This window comes from Streptomyces genisteinicus (assembly GCF_014489615.1).
GTDB lineage: Bacteria > Actinomycetota > Actinomycetes > Streptomycetales > Streptomycetaceae > Streptomyces > Streptomyces genisteinicus.
The window spans coordinates 7098560-7118525 of the sequence record NZ_CP060825.1 but is presented as its reverse complement, the minus strand read 5'-3'; the positions used below and the strand labels follow the sequence as shown (position 1 = coordinate 7118525).

Here is a 19966-nt window from a genome sequence, read left to right as displayed (position 1 = left end):
GTCTCACGCCTCCTCGGCGACGGTCACGGGTACGGGGACGGCGGCGGGTCCGGGCCCGGGCTCCGGTTCGGTGGCCCGCCCGAGGTAGACCTCCTGCACCCTGGGGTCGGCCTGGACCTCGGCGACGGTGCCCTCGGTGAGGACCCTGCCCGCGTGCAGGACGGTGACGCTGCGGGCGAAGGAACGCATGAAGTCCATGTCGTGCTCGATGACGACGACCGTGCGGTCCTCGCCGATCCGGCGCAGGAGTTCGCCGGTGGCCTCCCGCTCGTCGTGGCTCATGCCGGCCACCGGCTCGTCGAGGAGCAGCAGGCGCACGTCCTGGACGAGCAGCATGCCGATCTCCAGCCACTGCTTCTGGCCGTGTGCCAGCACGCCGGCCGGGCGGTCCCGCAGCCGGGTCAGGCCGGTCGTCTCCAGCGCCCGGGCCACCGGCTCCGGCACGTCCTTGCGCCGCCGGAGCATCGCCAGCGGGGAGCGGCCCGCGCCGGCGGCGATGTCGAGGTTCTGCAGGACGGTCAGTTCGTCGAAGACGGTGGCGGTCTGGAAGGTGCGGCCGATGCCGGTCCGGGCGATGCGGTGGACGGGGCGGCCGAGGATCTCCTCACCGCCGAAGCGGACCGAGCCGGCCGCCTTCACCAGTCCGGTCACGGCGTCGACGACGGTGGTCTTCCCCGCGCCGTTGGGCCCGATGAGGAAGCGCAGGTCGCCCGGGTGGATGTCCAGGTCGACGCCGTCGACGGCGGTGAAGCCGTCGAACGTCACGCGCAGGTCGCGGACGGTCAGTCCTTCGCCGCTCATGCGGTCTCTCCTGTCGGTGTCGCGGGGGTCGGGGAGGCCGCGGGGGCCGCGGGGCTCCGGCGCCTGCGCAGGACGGCGCCGAGGGAGGCGAGGCCGCCGGGGAGGAAGCCCACGGCCAGGACGAACAGCAGGCCCTGGGCGTAGGTCCAGGCGGCGGGGAACGACTCGGAGAGCGTGCTCTGGGCCCAGGCGACGGCGACGGCGCCGAGCACGGCGCCGACCAGGCTGGCCCGGCCGCCGACCGCGGCGCCGATGACGAAGCCGATGGACGGCACGACACCGATCAGCGCCGGGGAGATGATGCCGACGGCCGGGACGAACAGCGCGCCGGCCAGACCCGCCATGCCGGCGGCGGCGACGTAGGCGACCAGCTTGACGTTGGCCGGGTCGTACCCGAGGAAGCGGACCCGCTCCTCGGAGTCGCGGACGGCGACGAGGAGTTCGCCGTAGCGGGAGACGAAGAGCGCGCGGGCGAGGGCCACGGTGAGCAGCAGGGCGCCCGCGATGATCAGGTACACGGTGCGCTGGTTGACCGGGTCGCGCAGGTCGTAGCCGAAGAACCCCTGGATGTCGGTGAGGCCGTTGGTGCCGCCGGTGGTGGCCTGCTGGCCGATGAGCCAGATGGCGAGCGCCGCGGCGAGGGCCTGGCTGAGGATGGCGAAGTAGGCGCCCTTGACCCGGCGGCGGAAGACGAGGAAGCCGAGGAGGCCGGCGACGGCCATCGGCAGCAGCACGGTGGCGGCGAGCGCGAACACGGGGTTCGCGAACGGCTGCCACCACCAGGGCAGGGTGTCGCCGGTGCCGTAGAGCAGCATGAAGTCGGGCAGCGTCTCGCCCGCCGCGGCGGCGTCCGCGAGCTTGAGGTGCATGGCCATGGCGTAGCCGCCGAGGCCGAAGAAGACGCCCTGGCCGAGGACGAGGAGTCCGCCGCGGCCCCAGGCGAGGCTCACGCCGACGGCGACGATCGCGAAGCACAGGTACTTGGCGAGCAGGCTGAGCCGGAAGTCGGAGAGGGCGAGCGGGGCGACGCCGAGGAGGAGCACGGCGCCCGCGAGGAAGGCGGCGGGGACCCGCAGGCGGGCGCGCCTCTCCTTTCCGGGCAGGGGGGCGGGGGCGGTCTCGGGCGGTGCGGTGGTCGTCGTCATGCCAGGCTCCGGGTGCGCAGTGTGTACAGGCCCTGGGGTCGCCACTGGAGGAACGCGACGATCGCGACGAGGACCACGACCTTCGCGACGCTGACCGTGGTCGAGTACTCCAGCACGGACTGGAGGACGCCGAGGGCGAAGGCCGTGACGACCGCTCCCCTGAGCCGGCCGATGCCGCCGACGACCACCACCAGGAAGGCGTCGACGATGTAGTTGGTGCCCATGGTCGGGCCGATCGGTCCCACGAGGGTGAGCGCGACGCCCGCCAGGCCGGCCAGTCCGGAACCGATGAAGAAGGTGGTCCGGTCGACGCGGGCGGTCGCGATGCCGGACACCTTGGCGAGGTCCCGGTTCTGCACCACCGCGCGGATGCGGCGCCCGAGCGGGGTGGCCCGCATGGCGGCCGTGAGGCCGAGGACGCACAGCAGGGCGAGGCCCAGGATGAACAGCCGGTTGGTGGCGAGGGTCGTGCCCGCGACGCCGATGTTCCCGGTCAGCCATTCGGGCGCGCGGGTCTGGACGTTGGGGGCGCCGAAGATGTCACGGGCGAGTTGCTGGAGCATCAGGGAGACGCCCCAGGTGACGAGCAGGGTGTCCAGCGGTCTGGTGTACAGGCGCCGGATGAGCAGCCACTCCAGCAGTGCGCCCATGGCCCCGGCGACCAGGAAGGCCGTCGGCAGGGCGACGAGGAGGGAGACGCCGGCGTCGCCGATCGCCTGCTGGAGCAGGTAGGCGGTGTAGGCGCCGGCCATCATGAACTCGCCGTGCGCCATGTTGATCACGCCCATCTGACCGAAGGTCAGGGTGAGGCCGAGCGCGATGAGGAGGAGGACGGCACCGATGCTGATGCCGGTGAAGGACTGGTTGAGGACGACCGTCATGGAGCGGCTCCGGGGGAACGGGCGGGTGCGGGTACCGGGTCGGGTGCGGCCCCGGGCGGGGGCGTGAGCGTCCCGGCGGTGTGACCGGGCGGGGCCGGGCGGGCGGACCGCGGCGGGGCGGCCCGCCGCGGTCCGTCACGAGGGGCCCGGCTCAGGAGAGGCCGGAGGCCCAGTCGTAGCCCTTGAGGTAGGGGTCGGGCTTGACGGGCCCGCCGGAGTTCCAGACCTCGGTGATGCGGCCGTCGGCGCCGATCCTGCCGATGCGGGCCGTCTTGTGGACGTGCTGGGTCGCGCCGTCCACGGTGACCTTGCCCTCGGGGGCGTCGAGGGTGATGCCGTCCGCGGCGGACTTCACCGCGGCGACGTCGAAGGAGCCGGCCTTCTCCACCATCAGCTTCCACAGGTGGACGGAGACGTAGGCCGCCTCCATCGGGTCGCTGGTCGGCTTGTCCTTGCCGTAGGCGTCCTGGTAGGCCTTCACGAAGCCGGTGTTCGCGGCGCCCGGCGTGGTCTGGTAGTAGTTCCAGGCGGTCAGCTGGCCCTCCAGGTACTGGGTGCCGATGCTCTTGACCTCCTCCTCCGCGATGGAGACGGACAGCACCGGAAGGCTCCGGGCGGTGAGGCCGCCGGACTTGTACTCCTTGAAGAAGGCCACGTTGCTGTCGCCGTTCAGGGTGTTGAAGACGGCGTCGGCCCCGGCGTCCTTGACCTTGTTGACGATGGTCCCGAACTCGGTGGAGCCGAGGGGCGCGTAGTCCTCGCCGACCACCTTCATGCCGTTGGCCGCCGCGTACGCCCTGATGATCTTGTTGGCGGTGCGCGGGAAGACGTAGTCGCTGCCGACCAGGTACAGCCGGGTGCGGCCCTGCTTCTTCAGGTAGTCGAGCGCGGGCACGATCTGCTGGTTGGTGGTGGCGCCCGTGTAGAAGATGTACGGGGACTGCTCCAGCCCCTCGTACTGGACGGGGTAGAACAGCAGGGCCTTGTGGCGTTCGAAGACCGGCTTGACCGCCTTGCGGCTGGCCGAGGTCCAGCAGCCGAAGGTGGCGGCGACCCGGGTGTCCGTGATGAGCGCCTCGGCCTTCTCGGCGAACGTGGGCCAGTCGGACGCGCCGTCCTGGCTGACGGGCTCGATCTTCTTGCCCAGGACGCCGCCGGCCGCGTTGATCTCCTTCACGGCCAGGAGCAGCGAGTCGCGGACGGTGACCTCGCTGATGGCCATGGTGCCCGAGAGCGAGTTGAGCAGGCCGACCTTCACGGTGTCCCCGGACGTGTCCGCCGTGGCGCCGGAGCCGGTGGACGTCCCGCTGCCGGTCTTCGCGCCGCACGCGGTGAGGGCGGCGGTCGCGCCGAGGGCACCGACGCCCGTCAACAGGCCGCGTCTGCTCACGATGAACTCGGACATGCACTACCTCCTGGGCCCTTGCGGGCGTGGCGAAGTGGGCGGGGCTGGGATGGGGGAAGAGGGCGCTTCAGGAGGCGGCTGCGTCGGCGCACGGTGCCCGGCCGTTTCGCTGTGGCGTCCCGGCCGGTCGCTGAAGTGCGTCCACAGCCTGCGGGCGAACTGTTTCCCGCAGGTTTCCGGGCAATTGAAGAACAGTTTCCAGAGGAAGTTTTTCCCGCACGCAACTTCGCCGTATTACAGCGCTTCACAGGGCATTTGACGGATCGTCGGCAACGCGTTTCGATACTTCCGGTGGAAAGGAAGTGATTCCTGATTTCCCTTGCCACTGCTGTGTCGCCGGGCGGTAGGCTCCTTCCGTTCCCGCCCTGGGACGTGCGCACGCGAACCGAGGAGAGCGATGGCGAGGCGGTCCGTGGAACTGCTCGACCTGCTGACGCGGGCGGAACGGCTCGCGGCCCGCCGGGTGCAGTCCGTGCTCGCGGAGTACGACTGCACCGTGGAGGCGTGGCGGGTGCTGGACCTGCTCGCGGACGGCGACGGGCACCACATGACGGCGCTGGCCGAGCACGCCTTCCTCCCGGCCCCGACGCTGACGAAGCTGGTCGATCAGCTCGTCGACCAGAACCTCGTCTTCCGCCGGATCGATCCCGCCGACCGCCGGCGGGTGCTGGCCCACCTCACGCCGCGGGGCTCGGACCGGCACCGCCTGCTCGCCGACGCGGTGCGCGCCGACCGGGGCGCCTGGGAGCCGCTGCTCGATCCCGAAGACGGCCGGCGGCTCGCCCTGCTGCTGGACCGCCTGACCTCGGCGCTGCACCGGGGCGACGGCGTCAGCGCAGCTCGTGCGGAGCGCTCAGCCGGGCGAGCACGTTGAAGTCGAGCCCGTCCGCCTCGGCCAGGTAGATCCGCTGGCGGACGTGCCTGCCGTCGAGGCCGAGCACGCCGCGCGGACCCTCGTAGCGGACGGTGCCGGCCGCCGCCCCGATGGCGGACACGTCCAGGGTGCGGGCCGCTTCGACGAGGGCCGCGAGCAGCAGCACCCCCTCGTAGCAGGACTCGCCGAGACTGCCGGGGACGGGCGCCTGGAGGCCGAACCTGGCGGCGTAACGGCCGTGGAAGTCCAGCGTGTTGCCGTCGGCGAGCGACGCGAAGAACCCGGCGGTGCTGTACAGGCCGGCGGTGGCCCCGGGGCCGCTGCCGAGCAGCATGTTCTCGTCCATCAGGGTGCTCAGCCGCAGGGAGCGCTGGTCCAGCCCCCGGGCGGCGAAGGCCCGGTTGAAGCGCACGGCGTCGCTGCCGACCAGGAGCATCAGCACGGCGTCCGCGTCGGTGTGCTCGATCCTGCGCAGCACGTCGTCGAAGTCGTCGGTGCCCAGCGGGAGGTACGCCTCGCCGCAGACCCGCCCGCGGGCGGTGCGCGCGAAGCGGCGCGCGGCGCGGGCGGTCTGCCGCGGCCACACGTAGTCGTTGCCGACGGTGAACCAGCGCCGTACCCCCCGCGCCTCGCCGAGCAGCCGCATCGCGGGCAGCAGCTGCCAGGACGGCGTCTCGCCCGCCACGAAGACGCCCTCGGTGCGCTCGCCGCCCTCGTACAGCGCCGTGTAGACGTACGGCACGCGGTGCGCGACGCGCGGGGCGAGGGCCCGGCGGACCGAGGAGATGTGCCAGCCGGTGACGCCCTGCACCGTCCCGGTGTCCACGAGGGCCCCGACCTCCGCCGCCACGGTACGGGGGTCCGCTCCCCCGTCGACCTCCAGCAGCCGCAGCTCCCTGCCCAGCACCCCGCCCGCCGCGTTGACCTCGTCGGCGGCGAGGCGGGCGCAGGTCAGGCAGGTGGGGCCGAAGATCCCGGCGGGCCCCTGCCTCGGGTACACGAGCGCGACGTCCAGGGTCGACGCGTCGGGCACGAACCATTCGGGGGGCCTGGCCGGAGGTGGCGGACGGTGCATGGGCTCATGATTGCGGCACCGCCCCCGCCGCCCAAGCCGGGGACCGGATCGAGACCGATTCGTCAGCATGGCGGGCGGCGGGAGGGCCCTGGGCGGGGGCGCCGGCGGGGGCGCAGCCGGCGGCCGGAGGGTCCGGGGCGGGGGTGGCCTCGTCAGCCGGCGACGCGTCCGGCCCGCAGCTCCAGACGCTCCCCCGGGAAGAGGCGCTGGAAACGGGTGTCGTGGGACACCGCGACCACGGCCCCCGCGAAGCCGGCCAGCGCGGCCTCGAGCTCCTCCACGAGGTCGGGCGCCAGGTGGTTGGTGGGCTCGTCCAGCACCAGCAGGTCGGCCGGGAACGAGACCAGCCTGGCCAGCTCCAGCCGCCGCCGCTGCCCCACGGACAGGGCCGCGACGGAGAGCTCCAGGTCCTCCGCCCGGAACAGCCCGAGGGCCAGCAGTTCCTCGGCGTACTCCTCCGGCAGGCCGGCCCGCCCGCGGGCGTACGCCGCGAGCAGCGGCTCCCGCGCGGGCACGGCGTCCAGTTCCTGACGCAGGCGGCCGACGCGCGCCGTCCGGTGCACGGTCCCGGTGCCGGGGCGCAGGTCGCCGGCGAGCACCCGCAGCAGCGTGGTCTTGCCCGCCCCGTTGGGGCCGTGCACCAGCAGCCGGTCCCCCATGGCGACGCGCAGGTGCGGCACCGAGAGGCGGTCGCCCACCTCGACGCCGGTCAGTTCGGCGAGCACGGTGCCGGGCGCCGCGCCGGCCGCGGTGAACAGGGCCCCGAAGCGCAGTGGTTCGGGCGGGGCCGCCACCGGTTCCCCGCGCAGCTGCTCCAGCCGCACCCGGGCGGCGCGGACCTGGCCGGAGAGCTTGTTCTCGTGCGAGCGGCGGTGCTTGCCGAAGCCCTGGCGGGGGTCCCCGCCCGTGCCGGCGAGCCGCTGCCCGGCGGCCGCCACCAGTTCCTCGGTGCGGGCGAGTTCGTCCAGCCACTCCTGGTGCTCCTGCGCACGGCGGCGGCGTTCGGCGGCCTTCGCGGCCCGGTAGCCGCTCCAGCCGTCGCCGTAGCGCCCGACCGAGCGGGTGTCGCGGTCGACCTCCAGCACGGTGGTCGCCACGGACTCCAGGAACTCCCGGTCGTGGGTGACCGCGAGCACGGTGCCCCGGTGTGCGCGCAGCCGGTCCCGGAGCCAGCGGACGGCGTCCCGGTCGAGGTGGTTCGTCGGCTCGTCGAGGAGCAGCAGTTCGGCTCCCGAGGCGAGGACGCAGGCCAGCGCGAGCCGGGACTGCTCCCCGCCGGAGAGGGTGCCGACGGGGCGGTCGCGGCCGACGTGTCCGAGGCCGAGTCCGTGCAGGGCGGCGTCGACGTCCGCGTCGGCGCGGTAGCCGCCGCGTTCCTCGAAGCGTTCCAGCAGGTCGCCGTAGTCGGCGAGTTGCCCGGCTCCCGCGTCGGGGCCGGCGCCGGCGAGGTGTCCCTCCGCCTCGCGCAACCGGGCTTCGAGGGAGCGCAGTTCGGCGAGTGCGGCGTCGACGGTGTCCTGGACGGTGTCGTCGGGGCCCACGCCGAAGGTCTCGGCGAGTGTCTGGGCGAGGTGGGCCGTGGCGCCGGGGAAGCGGACGGTGATCTCTCCGGCGTCCGGGGCCCGGACGCCGGCGACGAGGCGCAGGAGGGTGGACTTGCCGGAGCCGTTCTCGCCGACGACGGCGGCCCGCTCGCCGGGCCGGACGGCGAAGGTGACGCGGTCGAGCACCGGGCGGACGCCGTAGGAGGTGCTGACGGAGTGCAGGCTGAGCTGGGCGCGGTCGCGCATGGGAGGTGTCCCTGGGTGGGTTCGCCGGATTCGGGCACGGAGGGACGACGGAGCGGCGCCGCTGCCGCGGAGCGGTCAGCGGGTCAGGCCGTGTCCGTGGCCGGAATCAGAGAAAGAAGTAGTACGAACCCATGCGCGCCACGGTACCAAACGCCGCCGGGGCGGTGCCGGGACGCGGGCGCGGCGCACCGGGCGCCGGCGGAGGCCTTCAGGAGACGGAGGCGTTCAGGAGACCGAGACCGGACGGAGGCGGAGACGTTCAGGAGGCGGCGGCCGGAAGGAGGGCGAACGGGGACGGGGCGGTGCCGGCACCGTGAAGGTGCCGGCACCGCCCCGTGCGGACCCGCGGGCGGTCAGACGGCCGCCGGGAAGGTCGGGTACTCCACGCCGGAGACGTGCTGCACCACCCGGATGACCTGGCACGAGTAGCCGAACTCGTTGTCGTACCACAGGTAGAGGATCGCGTTGTCGCCGTCGACCTTGGTCGCGCCGGCGTCCACGATGGAGGCGTGGCGCGAGCCCACGAAGTCCATGGAGACCGCGTCCGGAGCGGTGGTGAAGTCGATCTGGCGCTTGAGCGACGAGTGGAGCGAGACGTCGCGGAGGTACTCCAGGACCTCGTCACGGGTGGTCTCGCGGCCCAGGCGCAGGCTGAGGATCGCGATCGACACGTCCGGCACGGGCACGCGGATGGAGCTGCCGGTGATCGGCGCCTTCAGGGCGGGCAGCGCCTTCGCGACGGCGGAGGCGGCGCCGGTCTCGGTGATGACCATGTTGAGCGGCGCGCTGCGGCCGCGGCGGTCGGCCTTGTGGAAGTTGTCCAGCAGGTTCTGGTCGTTGGTGAACGAGTGGACGGTCTCCACGTGGCCGCGCAGCACACCGTACTCGTCGTTCATCGCCTTCAGCGGCGGGACGATCGCGTTGGTGGTGCAGGACGCACAGGACAGGATGCGCTCGTCCGGCTTGATGTCGTCGTGGTTCACACCGTGCACGATGTTGGGCACGTCGCCCTTGCCGGGGGCGGTCAGGACGACCTTGTCGATGCCGGGGCGCAGGTGCGCGGACAGGCCCTCGCGGTCGCGCCACTTGCCCGTGTTGTCGATGAGGATGGCGTTGTCGATGCCGTACGCCGTGTAGTCGACCTCCGACGGGTCGTTGGCGTAGATGACCTTGATCTCGTTGCCGTTGGCGCTGATCGTGCCGGTGGCCTCGTCGACCGTGATCGTGCCCTGGAACTGGCCGTGGATCGAGTCGCGGCGCAGCAGCGAGGCGCGCTTGACGATGTCCTGGTCGCCGCCGCGGCGGACGACGATGGCGCGCAGGCGCAGACCGTTGCCGGAGCCGGCCTTCTCGATGAGAAGGCGGGCGACCAGGCGGCCGATGCGGCCGAAGCCGTAGAGGACGACGTCACGCCCCTCGCGACGCTCGATCTTGTTGTCACCGGTGGCGCCGGCGACGGCCTCGGCGGTGAACTCCGCCACCGACAGGCCGCGGTCGTCGGCGCGGTAGGCCTCGGCGAGCAGACCGAGGTCGATCTGGGACGGGCCGAGGTCGAGCGTCGTCAGCGCCTGGAGGAACGGGAACGTCTCGGTGATCGAGAGCTCCTCGCCGGCGATCTGCCGGGCGAACCGGTGCGTCTTGAGGATGCTGACCACCGACTTGTTCACCAGGGAGCGGCTGTGCAGCAGGACCGTGACGTCCTGCTCGCGGTGCAGCTTCCCGATGATCGGGATCATCGACTCCGCGATCTCCTCGCGGTGCATCCAGTTGGTGAACGAGTCGTCATTGACAGTCACGTGGTTATCTTTCGAGCTAGGCGGCGCTCATATGCTAACCCCACGGTGTTTTGATCTTCCACGCGGTCCTCGTCACACCCGCTCGCCCGCACGGCGCCGGGGAACGCCGAGGGGCGCCCGGCGCGACCGCCGGACGCCCCCTGACCTGCGTCGTCCCGAAAGGCGTGCCCCGCTCAGAAGGCCCCGTAGTCGACCTGCCAGGTCGGCAGGCCCATCCGGCGCCACACGGCCACGACCCGGTCGCGGTCGTCCAGCGACACCTTCACCGCGTAGCGGTGGCGGACATGGCGGTCGAAGAGCTCCGCCTTCACGACGTCGTCGCGCCTGCCGTCGTCCGCCGCGCGCATCCAGAGCTCGTCGTACGGCACCTCGTGGCGCCGCAGCCACGCCTCGGTCATCTCCCGGTGGTCCTCGCTGCGGCCGGAGAGCAGCACGATCGCGTCGCCGTCGGCGCGGCGGAACGCGGAGAGGGCTCCCCGCACGGAGAGGTTGAGGGTGTCCTCGTCGCAGCGGGAGAAGTCGAACGGGCCCCGGTCGCCGCGCAGCGCGAGGGTCCCGTCGATGTCGCACATGACGGCCGGGGGCAGCGCCGGGTCCGCGACGTAGGGCAGCACGGGCTGCCGGTCGTTGAACCACGCGTCCGTCAGACGCCATCCGCCCTTGCGGGACCTGAGGTGCCGCTCGGCGAGCAGCCGGATGATCTCCTCCCCCACCGGACGCTCCCGCGCGGCGTCGCGCCGTACGCACTCGTCGGCGCCGACGTCCGTGAGGTCGTGCACCACGAACAGGGCGCGGCCCGCCACGGCCGCCTTGAGCCGCTTGGGGATGTGGGGCGTGAGGTGGGTGTTGTCGACCACGACGTCGAAGCCGTCGGCGACGGCGGCCGTCACCGCGGCGTCCTGGATCGCCAGCACGGTCTGCTCGTGGGCGTGGGATCGGCCGCGTTCCGGCGCGGGAATGTCGAGCATGGTGCGCAGGTCGTCCAGGTTGACCCGTCGCATCCTGCCGTCCGCCTCCGCCTGGAGGGCGCGGGCGGCGGTCGTCTTCCCCGATGCGGGCAGGCCCGTCATGACGTGCACCCGGGGCACGGTCACGGCAGTGGACACGGTCAGTTCTCCTCGTCGGTGGTGAAGGGGTCGGACGCCTCGGGGCGCGCGGAGCGGTACGTGACGAACGCGGTGGGCCGCCCGTCCAGGCGCAGGAAGAGGGCGGGGCGCACCGCCGGGTCGGGCACCTCGCGCACCGCGCGGGCGAAGGCGCCCCGGTCCGCGGCGAGATGCGCCACGCCGGCGTACGCCGTGTCGATCGCCCGCTCGCGCTGTGCCACCCGCTCCTCGATGCCGGCGATCACCCCGCGGACCCAGCTGTCGAACTCGTCCGGAACCTGCTCCAGGAGGGCGTCCAGCGGCCGGCCGCGGGAGGCGGTGACGTCCGCGGCCGAGCAGCCGAGCGCCTGGGCCACCGCCTTGGCGGGCAGGCCCGTGAAGCGCTGGATGCCGTGGCTGCGCCAGATGTCCCGCTCGGTGACACCGGTCAGCAGCTTGTGCAGCCGGACGTACTCCGCGATCTTGGCCTTCGCCCGGACACCGGAGGCGAAACGCAGCACGAAGCCCTCGGCGTCGGTGCCGGTGGCCGGCTCGCCGCCCGGCAGGGTGCTCGACTCGGTCAGGGCGAGCAGCTCGGCGAGCGGCATGGCCGGCCGCAGGGCGACGACGGAGCCGATAGCCTTCCAGGCCGGTGCGGCGTCCGCCGGCGGCGTCTCCGTGCCGTCGGCCCCGACGGCGGCGAGCAGCACCAGGTCCCGGCGGTCGCCGTAGTCCACGACGATACGGTTCTGCGGGTAGAGGATCTCGGCGAGGTAGGTGACGCCCGGCTCCAGCCCCGAGGTGTCCCGCGCGTCGAGCCGGCGCTGTGCCCAGAGCGCCTGGGTGCTGGTGAAGGAGCCCTTGGAGGCGACGCGCCAGCGGTCCGCGTAGTGGAAGACGACGGCGAGCGACCCGTCGACCTTGTCGTACACCTCGAACGGCTCGTCGGGCAGCGCGGGCGCGTACGGCTGCCCGGACTCGTGCTCGCCGACGTTGAAGAACTTCGGCAGCGGCAGCGCGACGATCCGGCCGGTGACGTCGTCCGCGACCAGCCCGCGGCAGCGGACGGTGACCCGGTTCCAGTGCCGCTCGTACTGGCAGACGCGCGTGTACGTGTAGATCGACAGCGGCAGCTCGGGGTGTGCCTTGCGGGTCACGTGGCCCGCCGCGAGCGCCTGTTCCAGTTCGCGCGCCGGGAGCAGTTCGTGAAGAGTCAGGGATGCCTGGCCCATGGTTCCTCCGTTCGAGATGCTGCATTCTCACCTGGGGATACGCATGGGGGACAGCGGATATCGGCGGCCCCGGGCAGGCTGCAACACGGCCGCAACGTACGGTGTGCTGTGCTCGGGGCATGGACGGGACCGGGTGTGTGGAGATGACCGATGCCGCCGCGGAGCTGCTGGGCAGACTGCGCTCCGCGCACGGGCCGCTGATGTTCCATCAGTCGGGCGGCTGCTGCGACGGGAGTGCGCCGATGTGCTACCCGGCGGGCGAGTTCCGCACCGGGGCGAGCGACGTGCTGCTCGCGGAGCTGCGTGTGGCGGGGGTCGACGAGCCGGTGCCGTTCTGGATGTCGCGCTCCCAGTACGAGCTGTGGCGGCACACGCGGCTCGTCGTCGACGTGGTCGAGGGGCGCGGCAGCGGCTTCTCGCTGGAGGCCCCGGAGGGCGTCCGCTTCCTGATCAGGTCGTACCTGGCCTGACCCGGTGCCGGGTGCGCCGGCCCGGTGTCAGGGCTGGAGACTTCCGACGACCCCGGCGGTCGCCGCGATGCCGTCCTGGATGGTCGGGGCCATGCTGGTGCCCGCGAGGAAGAAGCCGAGCAGGGCGCAGACCACCGCGTGGGAGAGCTTCAGACCGCCGTTGCGCAGGAAGATCACCGCCAGCACCGTCAGCAGCAGCACCACCGAGATCGAAATGGCCATCGCCAGCCTCCTCCGCCGCGGGGGTCGTGCGGCATCCGCGTGCCGCTCGTGCGGCGTTCGGCGGCAAGTCTGGCGCAGCCGGGGCCCCGTACGGCCGACTGGCGTGTCCGCCGTACGGGTGGGCTGCGCTCAGCGCCGCCGGTCGCGCAGGAACGCTTCGAGACCTGCCAGGTCATCGGTGTTGAGGTGGTCCACTCCGGCGTCCGAAAGCGCGGTCCACAGGGCGTCGCGGTCCGGTCCCGGCGTGTCGGGCGTGGCCCAGAAGCGGATCCGCTGCCGGCGGGTGTGGGCCGTGGACACCAGGCGGCGCAGCTTCTCCCGTTCCGCGGCCGGGAATTCACCGGCTCCGCGCCAGCCGAAGCTCTGCCTCCAGTCGGCCGACACCAGCGGGGCGAAGGACGCGGGCACGGGGGCGGCGAGGTCGTCGAGCCGCCCGTCGTAGAAGGCGTACCGGCGGCGCTGCGTCTCCATGGGGAGGCGGGCGGTGCGGTCGCCGGAGACCACGGGGGTGACGGCGCCGGTGCGGACCCGGCCGTCGGTGCAGCTGCTCAGCATCCGCCGGTAGTCGCGCAGTTGGCGGTCGAGCTCGCGGTAGGCGGCGACGCCGTCGGCCTTGATGTCCACGAGCAGCTGGAGGGTCCCCGCGTGTCCGGGGTGGACGCTGCCGTGGCCCTCGCGGACCCGGGCGAGGAGGGGGTCGAGGTAGAGCGAGCGCAGGGTGCGCGCGGGGTCGAGGTGGGCGGGCTCGTGGGCCACGAGCAGGTCGCCGCCGACGAGGAAGACGTCCGCCTCGACGCTGGTGAACCCGTGCGCGAGGGCGTCGTGCAGGGGGCGCGGGTGGAGGTAGTCGTTGTGGGCGTGCGCCCGGCGCAGGGGGGCCGGTCCCTGCGGCGGACGGGCCGGTCCGTCCGCGCTGCCCCGCTCCGTCAGGGCGACGGCGCCCACCAGCGCCGCGGCGATGGTGCTGACGGCTCTGCGACGACTGGTGGGCACGGCGCCTCCTGGCTCGGCGGGAGTCCGGAACACCGGCGAGTATCCGCGCACCTGGGCCCAACGGACAGACGCGGGGGCAGAGTTCGGCCACGCGTCAGCGGCGGGACAGCCCGCTGCCGGAACGCGCGGCGGGGGCTGCCCCGCCGGGCGTGCCCGGCGGGGACGGGCCGCCGTCCGCCGGCGGTGAACACGTGTCCGGGCGGACGTGGCGGTCACTACCGTCGGGTCGTATGACGACAGTCACGACGCGTGCGGTCGGGTATCCGGCCGGCGATCTCACGATGACCGGGCACCTGGCGCTCCCGGCGGGCGCCGGGCGCGGGCCCGCGGTCCTGGTCGGGCCGGAGGGGATGGGGCTCGGCGATGTCGAGCGCCGCCGGGCCGAGGCCCTGGCGGAGCTGGGGTACGTGGCGCTGGCCTTCGACCTCCACGGCGGCGGGCGCTACCTGAGCGATCCCGGGGAGATGCTGGCCCGCTGCATGGCGCTGCTCGCCGATCCCGACCGGATGCGGTGCGTCGGCCACGCGGCGCTCGACGCGCTGTGTGCCGAATCGCGGACCGACCCCGGCCGCGTCGCGGCCGTCGGCTACGGCACCGGGGGCGCCGTCGCCCTGGAACTCGGTCGCGCCGGCGCCGGCCTGCGCGCCATCGGGACGGTCAACGGGCTCGTCACGGGCCGGCCGGGCGAGGCGGAGAACATCCGCTGCCCGGTGTGGGCCGGCGTCGGCTCCGAGGACCCGATCATGCCGCCCGCGCAGCGGGAGGCGTTCGCGGCCGAGATGCAGGCCGCCGGTGTCGACTGGCGCCTGACGGTCTACGGCGGGGCCCTGCACGCCTTCCACCACCCACCGGTCGACCATGCCGCGCCCTCCGGTGTCGGCCACCATCCGCGGCACGCGCGGCGGGCCTGGCGGGACGTCGTGGACCTGCTCGACGAGTGCCTGCCCGTGGCACGGTGAGGTGCCGGCAACGGGCCCGGGGCGGGCGCTCCGGACCACGGCCCGGAGCGGTCGTCACGCGCCCGGGGCGGCCGTCTCGGTGGGGGCGGGCGCCCCGGCGATCTCGTCCCAGTCGGCCGTGCGGTCGCACCAGCGCTCCAGCAGGACGCGGTCGTGGCCGACCGCCAGCAGGCCGGCGCCCTCCTCACCGCGGTAGGCCTCGACCACCGCGACCAGGGCCGCCGTGGTGGAGGCGTCCAGCATGGCGGTCATCTCGTCGCAGACCAGCCAGCGCGGGCGGAGCACCAGCGCCCTGGCGAGGCACGCCCGCTGGAGCTGTCCGTCGCTGACCGCGTGGGGCCTGCGCGCCAGCAGTTCGCCGCCGAGGCCCACCTCGGCGGCGAGGCGGGCGACGCGCCCGGGCACCTCGTCGCGGCGGCCCGTCGCCCGCAGCGGCTCGGCGATGAGGTCGTGGAGGGTGAGCCGGGGGTCGGCCGCGAGGCGGGGCTGCTGGAAGACGACGCCGATGGCGGTGCGCTGCTCCCGGGGGGCGCGGTGGCGCCAGCCCCCGGCCGGGCGGCCGTCGATGCGGACCAGACCGGCGTCGGGCCGGTGGAGCAGGGCGGCGACCCGGGCGAGGGTGGACTTGCCGCAGCCGCTGGGGCCGAGCAGCCCGACGGACTCGCCGGGCGCCAGGCTCAGGGAGACGTCGCGCACGACGGGGTGGCGCCGGTCGTATCCGGCGGTGATCCGCTCCAGTTCAAACACGCTCGGTCTCCTCGGCGTGGTGGCAGGCGACGCCGCCGGAGAACTCCGGGAGGCGGGCGCACCGGGCGTCGGCGCGGGCGCACCGGGCGGCGAAGGCGCAGCCCGCGGGCAGGTCGCCCAGTTCGGGGGGCATGCCGGGGATGGGCGTGAAGCCGCGTTCCGGGAGCGCGTCGAGCAGTCCTGCGGCGTACGGGTGGCGGGGGCCGGGGCCGTCGAAGAAGTCATCCGCCGCGCTGATCTCGACGATGCGGCCCGCGTACATCACGGCGACGCGGTCCGCGGTGCGCCGGGCGGCCGCGAGGTCGTGGGTGATCAGCAGCAGGGCGCGGCCCTGGTCCACGTGGCGGCGCAGCTCGGCCGCGGTGTGCTCGACGAGGTCGCGGTCGAGCCCGGTGGTGGGTTCGTCGGCGAGCAGCAGCGGCGCGTCGCCGACGAGGGCGAGGGCGGTGGCGGCGCGCTGGGCGAGGCCGCCGGAGAGTTCGTGGGGGTAGCGGTCGAGGTGGTCCGCGGGGAACGCCGCGCGGTCGGCGGCGTCGCGGGCCGCCTTCCGGGCGGCGGGGCCGCGTGCGCCGGTCAGGGCGCGCACGGTCTCGGTGAGCTGGACGCCGACGGTGCGCACGGGGGTGAGATGGGCGGCGGGGCTCTGCGGGACGAGACCGACGCGGCGGCCGCGGACGGTGCGGGCGAGGGTGCGTTCGTCCGCGGTGAGCACGTCGACGCCGTCGACGACCGCCGAGCCGGCGGTCTGCGCGTTGGCGGGCAGCAGGCCGAGCAGGGCGGAGGCGAGGACGGACTTGCCGCAGCCGCTCTCGCCGACGAGGGCGAGGCATTCCCCGGCCGCGAGGTCGAAGGAGGCGTCGGTGACGGCGGCGACGTGCCGGTCGCCGCGCATCCGGAACCGTACGGACAGCCCCCGTACGGAGAGCACCGGTGTCGCGGTCACAGCATCAGCTCCGATCGGCGGCGGGGGTTGAGCCGTTCGCGCCAGGCTCCGGCGAGGCCGGCGATGGCGAGGGTGGGCACGATCAGGAACAGGCCGGGGAAGAGGGTGGGCCACCAGTCGCCCGCGAGGAGGGAGCCGCGGGCGCTCTGGATCAGGTTCCCCAGGCTGGCCTGGTGGGTGGGCAGGCCGAGGCCGAGGAAGGAGAGCGCGGACTCGTGCCACATGGCGTGCGGCACCATGAGCACCGCCGCCAGTCCGGCCTGGGGCAGCACCCCGGGCAGCAGGTGCCGGACGGCGACCCGCCACCGGCTCGCGCCGCCGCTGACGGCGGCGTCGACGTAGGGGCGGGAGCGCAGCGAGAGGACCTCGGCGCGCACGATGCGGGCGGTGGAGAGCCAGTGGGTCACCGCGACGGACACGATGACGGGCCACACACCGGGGCGGAACAGGGCCACGATGAAGATGCCCAGCAGCAGGTGCGGCACCGAGGAGAAGGTGTCGACCAGCCGCATCAGCAGCCGGTCGGTCCAGCCCCCGAGCGCGGCGGCCGCGGCGCCGACGGCGGTCCCGATGACGGTGGCGACGAGCGCGGCGACCAGTCCGACGAGCAGCGAGACGCGGAGTCCGTAGACGCAGCGCAGCAGCAGGTCGCGGCCGACGTCGTCGGTGCCGAAGGGGTGGGCGAGGGAGGGCGGGCGCAGCTTCATCGAGAGGTCGACCGCCTGCTGGTCGAGCTGGACCAGCGGCGGGACGACGAGGACGGCGAGGGCGACGGCCGCGGTGATCGTCCAGGAGACGGTGACCCGCACGGTGCGGGTGGAGCGGCGGGTGCGTCCGCGGCTGGTCCAGGCGAGGTCAGCCATCGAAGCCCACCCGGGGGTCGGCGAGCCCGTACAGCAGGTCGGACAGGAGGTTGCCGAGCAGCACGGCGGCGGTCGCCAGCACGGTGAGCGCGGCGAGCAGCGGGAAGTCGACGGCGGTGGCGGCCTGGACGGTCGCGGCGGCGATGCCCGGCCAGCTGAAGACGGTCTCCACGAGCAGGGCTCCGGTGATCAGTTCGGGGACGCGCGAGCCGATGAGCGTGAGCATGGGCAGCATCCCGGCGCGCAGCGCGTGGCCGGTGAGGACGGTGCGTTCGGCGAGGCCGCGGGCGCGGGCGCCGCGGACGGCGTCCTCGTCGAGCGCGTCGCCGACCCCCTGGCGGGTGTACAGGAAGAACCACGGTGTCTGGCTGACGCCGAGGACGGCGGCGGGCAGCACCAGATGGCGGGCGACCTGGTCGAAGGTGACGGTGTCGCTGGCGGTGTCGGTGAGCCCGCCGGCGGGCAGCACCCCGAGCTGGAGGGCGAAGAACCAGATGGCGAGCAGGCCGAGCCAGAACGCCGGTGCGGCTTCGAGGGTGTACGCGGCGGAGCAGGCGCACCGGTCGAGCAGTCCGCCGCGGCGGCGGGCGGCGAGGACGCCGAGCGCGGTGCCGAGCAGCACGGCGACGGCGAAGGCGGTGACGGCCAGCAGGACGGACCAGCCGAGGCGTTCGCCGATGACGTCGGCGACCGGCATGCGCATCACCGCGGAGTCGCCGAGGTCGCCCCGGAGGGCGCCGGTCAGCCAGTCCCACCAGCGGGTGACGAGGGGCTGGTCGACGCCGAGGTTGGCGCGGATCTGGTCGAGGTTCTCCTGCGACGCGGTGAGCCCCGCGGTGCCGGTGTACGCCTTGACGGGGTCGAACGGGGAGGCTGCGGCGACCGCGAACACACCGAAGGTGACGACGCCGAGGACGGGGACGGCGAACAGGGCCCGCCGTCCCGTCATCCGTGCCAGCGCCCCCCAGGGGAGGCCGCGCTTCACTTCCCGCTGTCCTTCGGGGTCCACTTCTCGACGTTCCACCAGGGGCCGGAGGCCAGGCCGTGGTCGTGCGGCTCGATCTGGGTGGAGAGCCCGTCCCACTTGTCGGCGAGCACGTACACGTGGTCGATGTGGGTGAGGAAGGTGTAGCCGGGGTTCTTCACCAGTTCGCGCTGGACGGTCCGGTAGGCCTCGAGGCGGGTGGCCTTGTCGCCGGACGTGCGGCCCGTCTCCAGGGCCTTGTCGACGGCCGGGTTGTCGTACCAGCCCATGTTGTTGAAGCCGTCGCCGGCGAGTGCGGACTTCAGCAGCAGGTACTGGTCGAAGTCGGGGTCGCCGGGGGCGCCTCCGCCGGCGAGGACCGCGTCGTGCTCCATGCGGGGCTCGATGACCTCCCAGGTGCCGGCCTGGGTGGTGATGTCGATGCCGGCCTTGCGGGCGTCGGAGGCGTAGGCGAGGGCGTGGTCCTGGCGGAGCTTGTCGCCGGTGAGGTACCAGAGCGGGAAGGCGGCCCGGACGCCGTCCTTGGCGCGGATGCCGTCCTTGCCGGGCTTCCAGCCGGCCTCGTCGAGGATCTTCTGCGCCCCGGCGAGGTCGTGGCGGCGCTCGGTGCCCGCGGCGAACCACTCGCTGCCGGTGGGCACGGGCCCGTAGGCGGGCTTTCCGGCGCCGTTGAGGATGGAGTCGACCATGACCTGGCGGTCCACGGCGATGTCGAGGGCGCGGCGGATCGCGGTGTCGCCCGCGACCTCGTTGTGCGTGGGCAGGGTGACGGTGCGGTAGTCGTACGTGGTCGCCTTGTGGGTCTTGCGCCCGCTGTCCTTCGCGAAGCCCTCGGCGAGGTTCGGCGGGAGGATGGCGCCGTCGAGGTCGCCGGCCCGCAGCCGGGTGGCGCGCACGTCGTCGTCCTTGATGATCGCCATGGTGAACTTCTTCACCTGCGGCTCGCCGCCCCAGTAGGCGGGGTTGGCCTTGAAGCTGAGCTTCTCGCCCTTGGACCAGCCGGTGAGGACGTAGGGGCCGGTGCCGATCGGCTTGGTGGTGAACTCGCCGGTGTTGACGTCCTGCCGTCCCGCGACGTGCTCGGGCGCGATCGGCAGGACGGTGCGCTGGGCGAAGGGCGCGTAGGGGTACTTGAGCGTGAAGACCACGGTGTCGTCCCCGCCCTTGGAGACGTCCTTCAGGGCGTCGAGCTCGGTGCGGGAGGGGTTGTTCGTCTTCTCGTCGAGGATGGTGCGGTAGGTGAAGACGACGTCGTCGGCGTCGAAGGGCTCGCCGTCGCTGAACTTCACGCCCTGGCGCAGCTTGTACGTGTAGGTGAGGCCGTCCGCGCTGACCTCGGGGAGCTCGGCGGCGAGCGCGGGGCGCAGCTTCAGGTCGGCGTCGTGGGCGAGCAGCCCGTCGAAGATCTTGGAGTTGCCGTCCTTGCCGTACCCGAGCAGCGGGCTCAGCGTGTCGGGTTCGTAGGCGATGCCGACGACGGCGGTGGCGCCCGCGCCCTGCCCGTCCGTGCCGCCGGACGGGTTGGCGCAAGCCGCCGCGCCGAGTACCAGCGCGGCGACCGGCGCCACGGTCCGTATGGATCGGGCCGTCATGTTCCACCCCTGTTGAAGATCAGCTGTTACTGCAAACTGTTGGCAATTAAACAGCACGTAAAGGGTGGTCCTGCACAGGGGGTGTTACCCGGGGGCGGGCGGTCCGTC

The 19966-nt window shown here is 73.5% G+C and carries 19 protein-coding genes; 3 read left to right on the top strand and 16 right to left on the bottom strand.

What is annotated here, in order from left to right; translation table 11 throughout:
- Nucleotides 1–3: 3 nt before the first annotated feature.
- The 4 genes from urtD to urtA all read right to left on the bottom strand — a co-directional run bounded on the left by urtD (nucleotide 4) and on the right by urtA (nucleotide 4232).
- A complete protein-coding gene (gene urtD / locus IAG43_RS30485) occupies nucleotides 4–801 on the bottom strand; it encodes an urea ABC transporter ATP-binding protein UrtD (RefSeq protein ID WP_187743880.1) in 798 nt (265 codons plus the stop codon).
- On the bottom strand, nucleotides 798–1946 hold the full coding sequence (urtC, locus tag IAG43_RS30480) for an urea ABC transporter permease subunit UrtC (RefSeq protein ID WP_187743879.1): 1149 nt from the start codon (nucleotides 1944–1946) through the stop codon (nucleotides 798–800). Before urtC ends, urtD begins: the two co-directional genes overlap by 4 nt.
- Nucleotides 1943–2827 carry an urea ABC transporter permease subunit UrtB gene (gene urtB, locus IAG43_RS30475; protein WP_187743878.1) on the bottom strand — a complete coding sequence of 295 codons (885 nt, stop codon included), beginning with the start codon at nucleotides 2825–2827 and terminating at the stop codon, nucleotides 1943–1945. Before urtB ends, urtC begins: the two co-directional genes overlap by 4 nt.
- Before the next feature lie 151 nt (nucleotides 2828–2978).
- On the bottom strand, nucleotides 2979–4232 hold the full coding sequence (gene urtA / locus IAG43_RS30470; protein WP_187743877.1) for an urea ABC transporter substrate-binding protein: 1254 nt from the start codon (nucleotides 4230–4232) through the stop codon (nucleotides 2979–2981).
- 397 nt (nucleotides 4233–4629) lie between these two features.
- On the opposite strand from urtA, the gene IAG43_RS30465 reads away from it, so the two are divergent.
- Complete coding sequence (locus IAG43_RS30465; RefSeq protein ID WP_187743876.1) at nucleotides 4630–5106, top strand: MarR family winged helix-turn-helix transcriptional regulator; 477 nt, start codon at nucleotides 4630–4632, stop codon at nucleotides 5104–5106.
- Here the strand turns inward: IAG43_RS30465 and IAG43_RS30460 are convergent.
- From IAG43_RS30460 to IAG43_RS30440, 5 genes are all read right to left on the bottom strand, one after another.
- A complete protein-coding gene (locus tag IAG43_RS30460; protein ID WP_187743875.1) occupies nucleotides 5063–6181 on the bottom strand; it encodes a substrate-binding domain-containing protein in 1119 nt (372 codons plus the stop codon). The genes IAG43_RS30465 and IAG43_RS30460 overlap by 44 nt on opposite strands.
- 152 nt (nucleotides 6182–6333) lie before the next feature.
- Nucleotides 6334–7971 carry a ribosomal protection-like ABC-F family protein gene (gene abc-f / locus IAG43_RS30455; protein ID WP_187743874.1) on the bottom strand — a complete coding sequence of 546 codons (1638 nt, stop codon included), beginning with the start codon at nucleotides 7969–7971 and terminating at the stop codon, nucleotides 6334–6336.
- 353 nt (nucleotides 7972–8324) lie between these two features.
- Entirely contained in the window at nucleotides 8325–9767 is a 1443-nt protein-coding gene (locus tag IAG43_RS30450; RefSeq protein ID WP_187743873.1) for a glyceraldehyde-3-phosphate dehydrogenase, read from the bottom strand.
- A 173-nt stretch (nucleotides 9768–9940) separates the two neighbouring features.
- Entirely contained in the window at nucleotides 9941–10873 is a 933-nt protein-coding gene (locus IAG43_RS30445; RefSeq protein ID WP_246574624.1) for a phosphatase domain-containing protein, read from the bottom strand.
- A gap of 2 nt (nucleotides 10874–10875) precedes the next feature.
- The gene (locus IAG43_RS30440; protein WP_187743872.1) at nucleotides 10876–12084 is read right to left on the bottom strand and encodes an RNA ligase; all 1209 of its coding nucleotides are present in this window, start codon (nucleotides 12082–12084) and stop codon (nucleotides 10876–10878) included.
- Between the two features lie 119 nt (nucleotides 12085–12203).
- Between IAG43_RS30440 and IAG43_RS30435 the strand changes: the two genes are divergently transcribed.
- Nucleotides 12204–12554 carry a DUF779 domain-containing protein gene (locus tag IAG43_RS30435; protein ID WP_187743871.1) on the top strand — a complete coding sequence of 117 codons (351 nt, stop codon included), beginning with the start codon at nucleotides 12204–12206 and terminating at the stop codon, nucleotides 12552–12554.
- A 27-nt stretch (nucleotides 12555–12581) separates the two neighbouring features.
- Here the strand turns inward: IAG43_RS30435 and IAG43_RS30430 are convergent, their stop codons facing one another.
- Both IAG43_RS30430 and IAG43_RS30425 read right to left on the bottom strand, forming a co-directional pair.
- Nucleotides 12582–12776, bottom strand: coding sequence for a hypothetical protein (locus IAG43_RS30430; RefSeq protein ID WP_187743870.1), 195 nt, complete (start codon nucleotides 12774–12776; stop codon nucleotides 12582–12584).
- Between the two features lie 129 nt (nucleotides 12777–12905).
- Complete coding sequence (locus IAG43_RS30425; RefSeq protein ID WP_187743869.1) at nucleotides 12906–13769, bottom strand: phosphatidylinositol-specific phospholipase C/glycerophosphodiester phosphodiesterase family protein; 864 nt, start codon at nucleotides 13767–13769, stop codon at nucleotides 12906–12908.
- 230 nt (nucleotides 13770–13999) lie between these two features.
- On the opposite strand from IAG43_RS30425, the gene IAG43_RS30420 reads away from it, so the two are divergent.
- The gene (locus tag IAG43_RS30420; RefSeq protein ID WP_187743868.1) at nucleotides 14000–14728 is read left to right on the top strand and encodes a dienelactone hydrolase family protein; all 729 of its coding nucleotides are present in this window, start codon (nucleotides 14000–14002) and stop codon (nucleotides 14726–14728) included.
- Nucleotides 14729–14782: 54 nt separating this feature from the next.
- On the opposite strand, the gene IAG43_RS30415 is transcribed toward IAG43_RS30420, so the two are convergent.
- Genes IAG43_RS30415 through IAG43_RS30395 form a run of 5 tightly spaced genes read right to left on the bottom strand, consistent with a single transcriptional unit; the run spans nucleotide 14783 to nucleotide 19858 of the window.
- Nucleotides 14783–15475: an ABC transporter ATP-binding protein gene (locus IAG43_RS30415; RefSeq protein WP_187743867.1), complete on the bottom strand. Its 693-nt coding sequence runs from the start codon at nucleotides 15473–15475 to the stop codon at nucleotides 14783–14785.
- Complete coding sequence (locus IAG43_RS30410) at nucleotides 15468–16367, bottom strand: ABC transporter ATP-binding protein (protein ID WP_187744722.1); 900 nt, start codon at nucleotides 16365–16367, stop codon at nucleotides 15468–15470. The genes IAG43_RS30415 and IAG43_RS30410 overlap by 8 nt, the downstream gene beginning before the upstream one ends.
- Before the next feature lie 47 nt (nucleotides 16368–16414).
- Nucleotides 16415–17281 carry an ABC transporter permease gene (locus IAG43_RS30405; RefSeq protein ID WP_187743866.1) on the bottom strand — a complete coding sequence of 289 codons (867 nt, stop codon included), beginning with the start codon at nucleotides 17279–17281 and terminating at the stop codon, nucleotides 16415–16417.
- Nucleotides 17274–18230, bottom strand: a complete 957-nt coding sequence (locus IAG43_RS30400) for an ABC transporter permease (RefSeq protein WP_187744723.1) — start codon at nucleotides 18228–18230, stop codon at nucleotides 17274–17276. Before IAG43_RS30400 ends, IAG43_RS30405 begins: the two co-directional genes overlap by 8 nt.
- A 32-nt stretch (nucleotides 18231–18262) precedes the next feature.
- The gene (locus tag IAG43_RS30395) at nucleotides 18263–19858 is read right to left on the bottom strand and encodes an ABC transporter substrate-binding protein (protein ID WP_187743865.1); all 1596 of its coding nucleotides are present in this window, start codon (nucleotides 19856–19858) and stop codon (nucleotides 18263–18265) included.
- Nucleotides 19859–19966 lie beyond the last annotated feature (108 nt).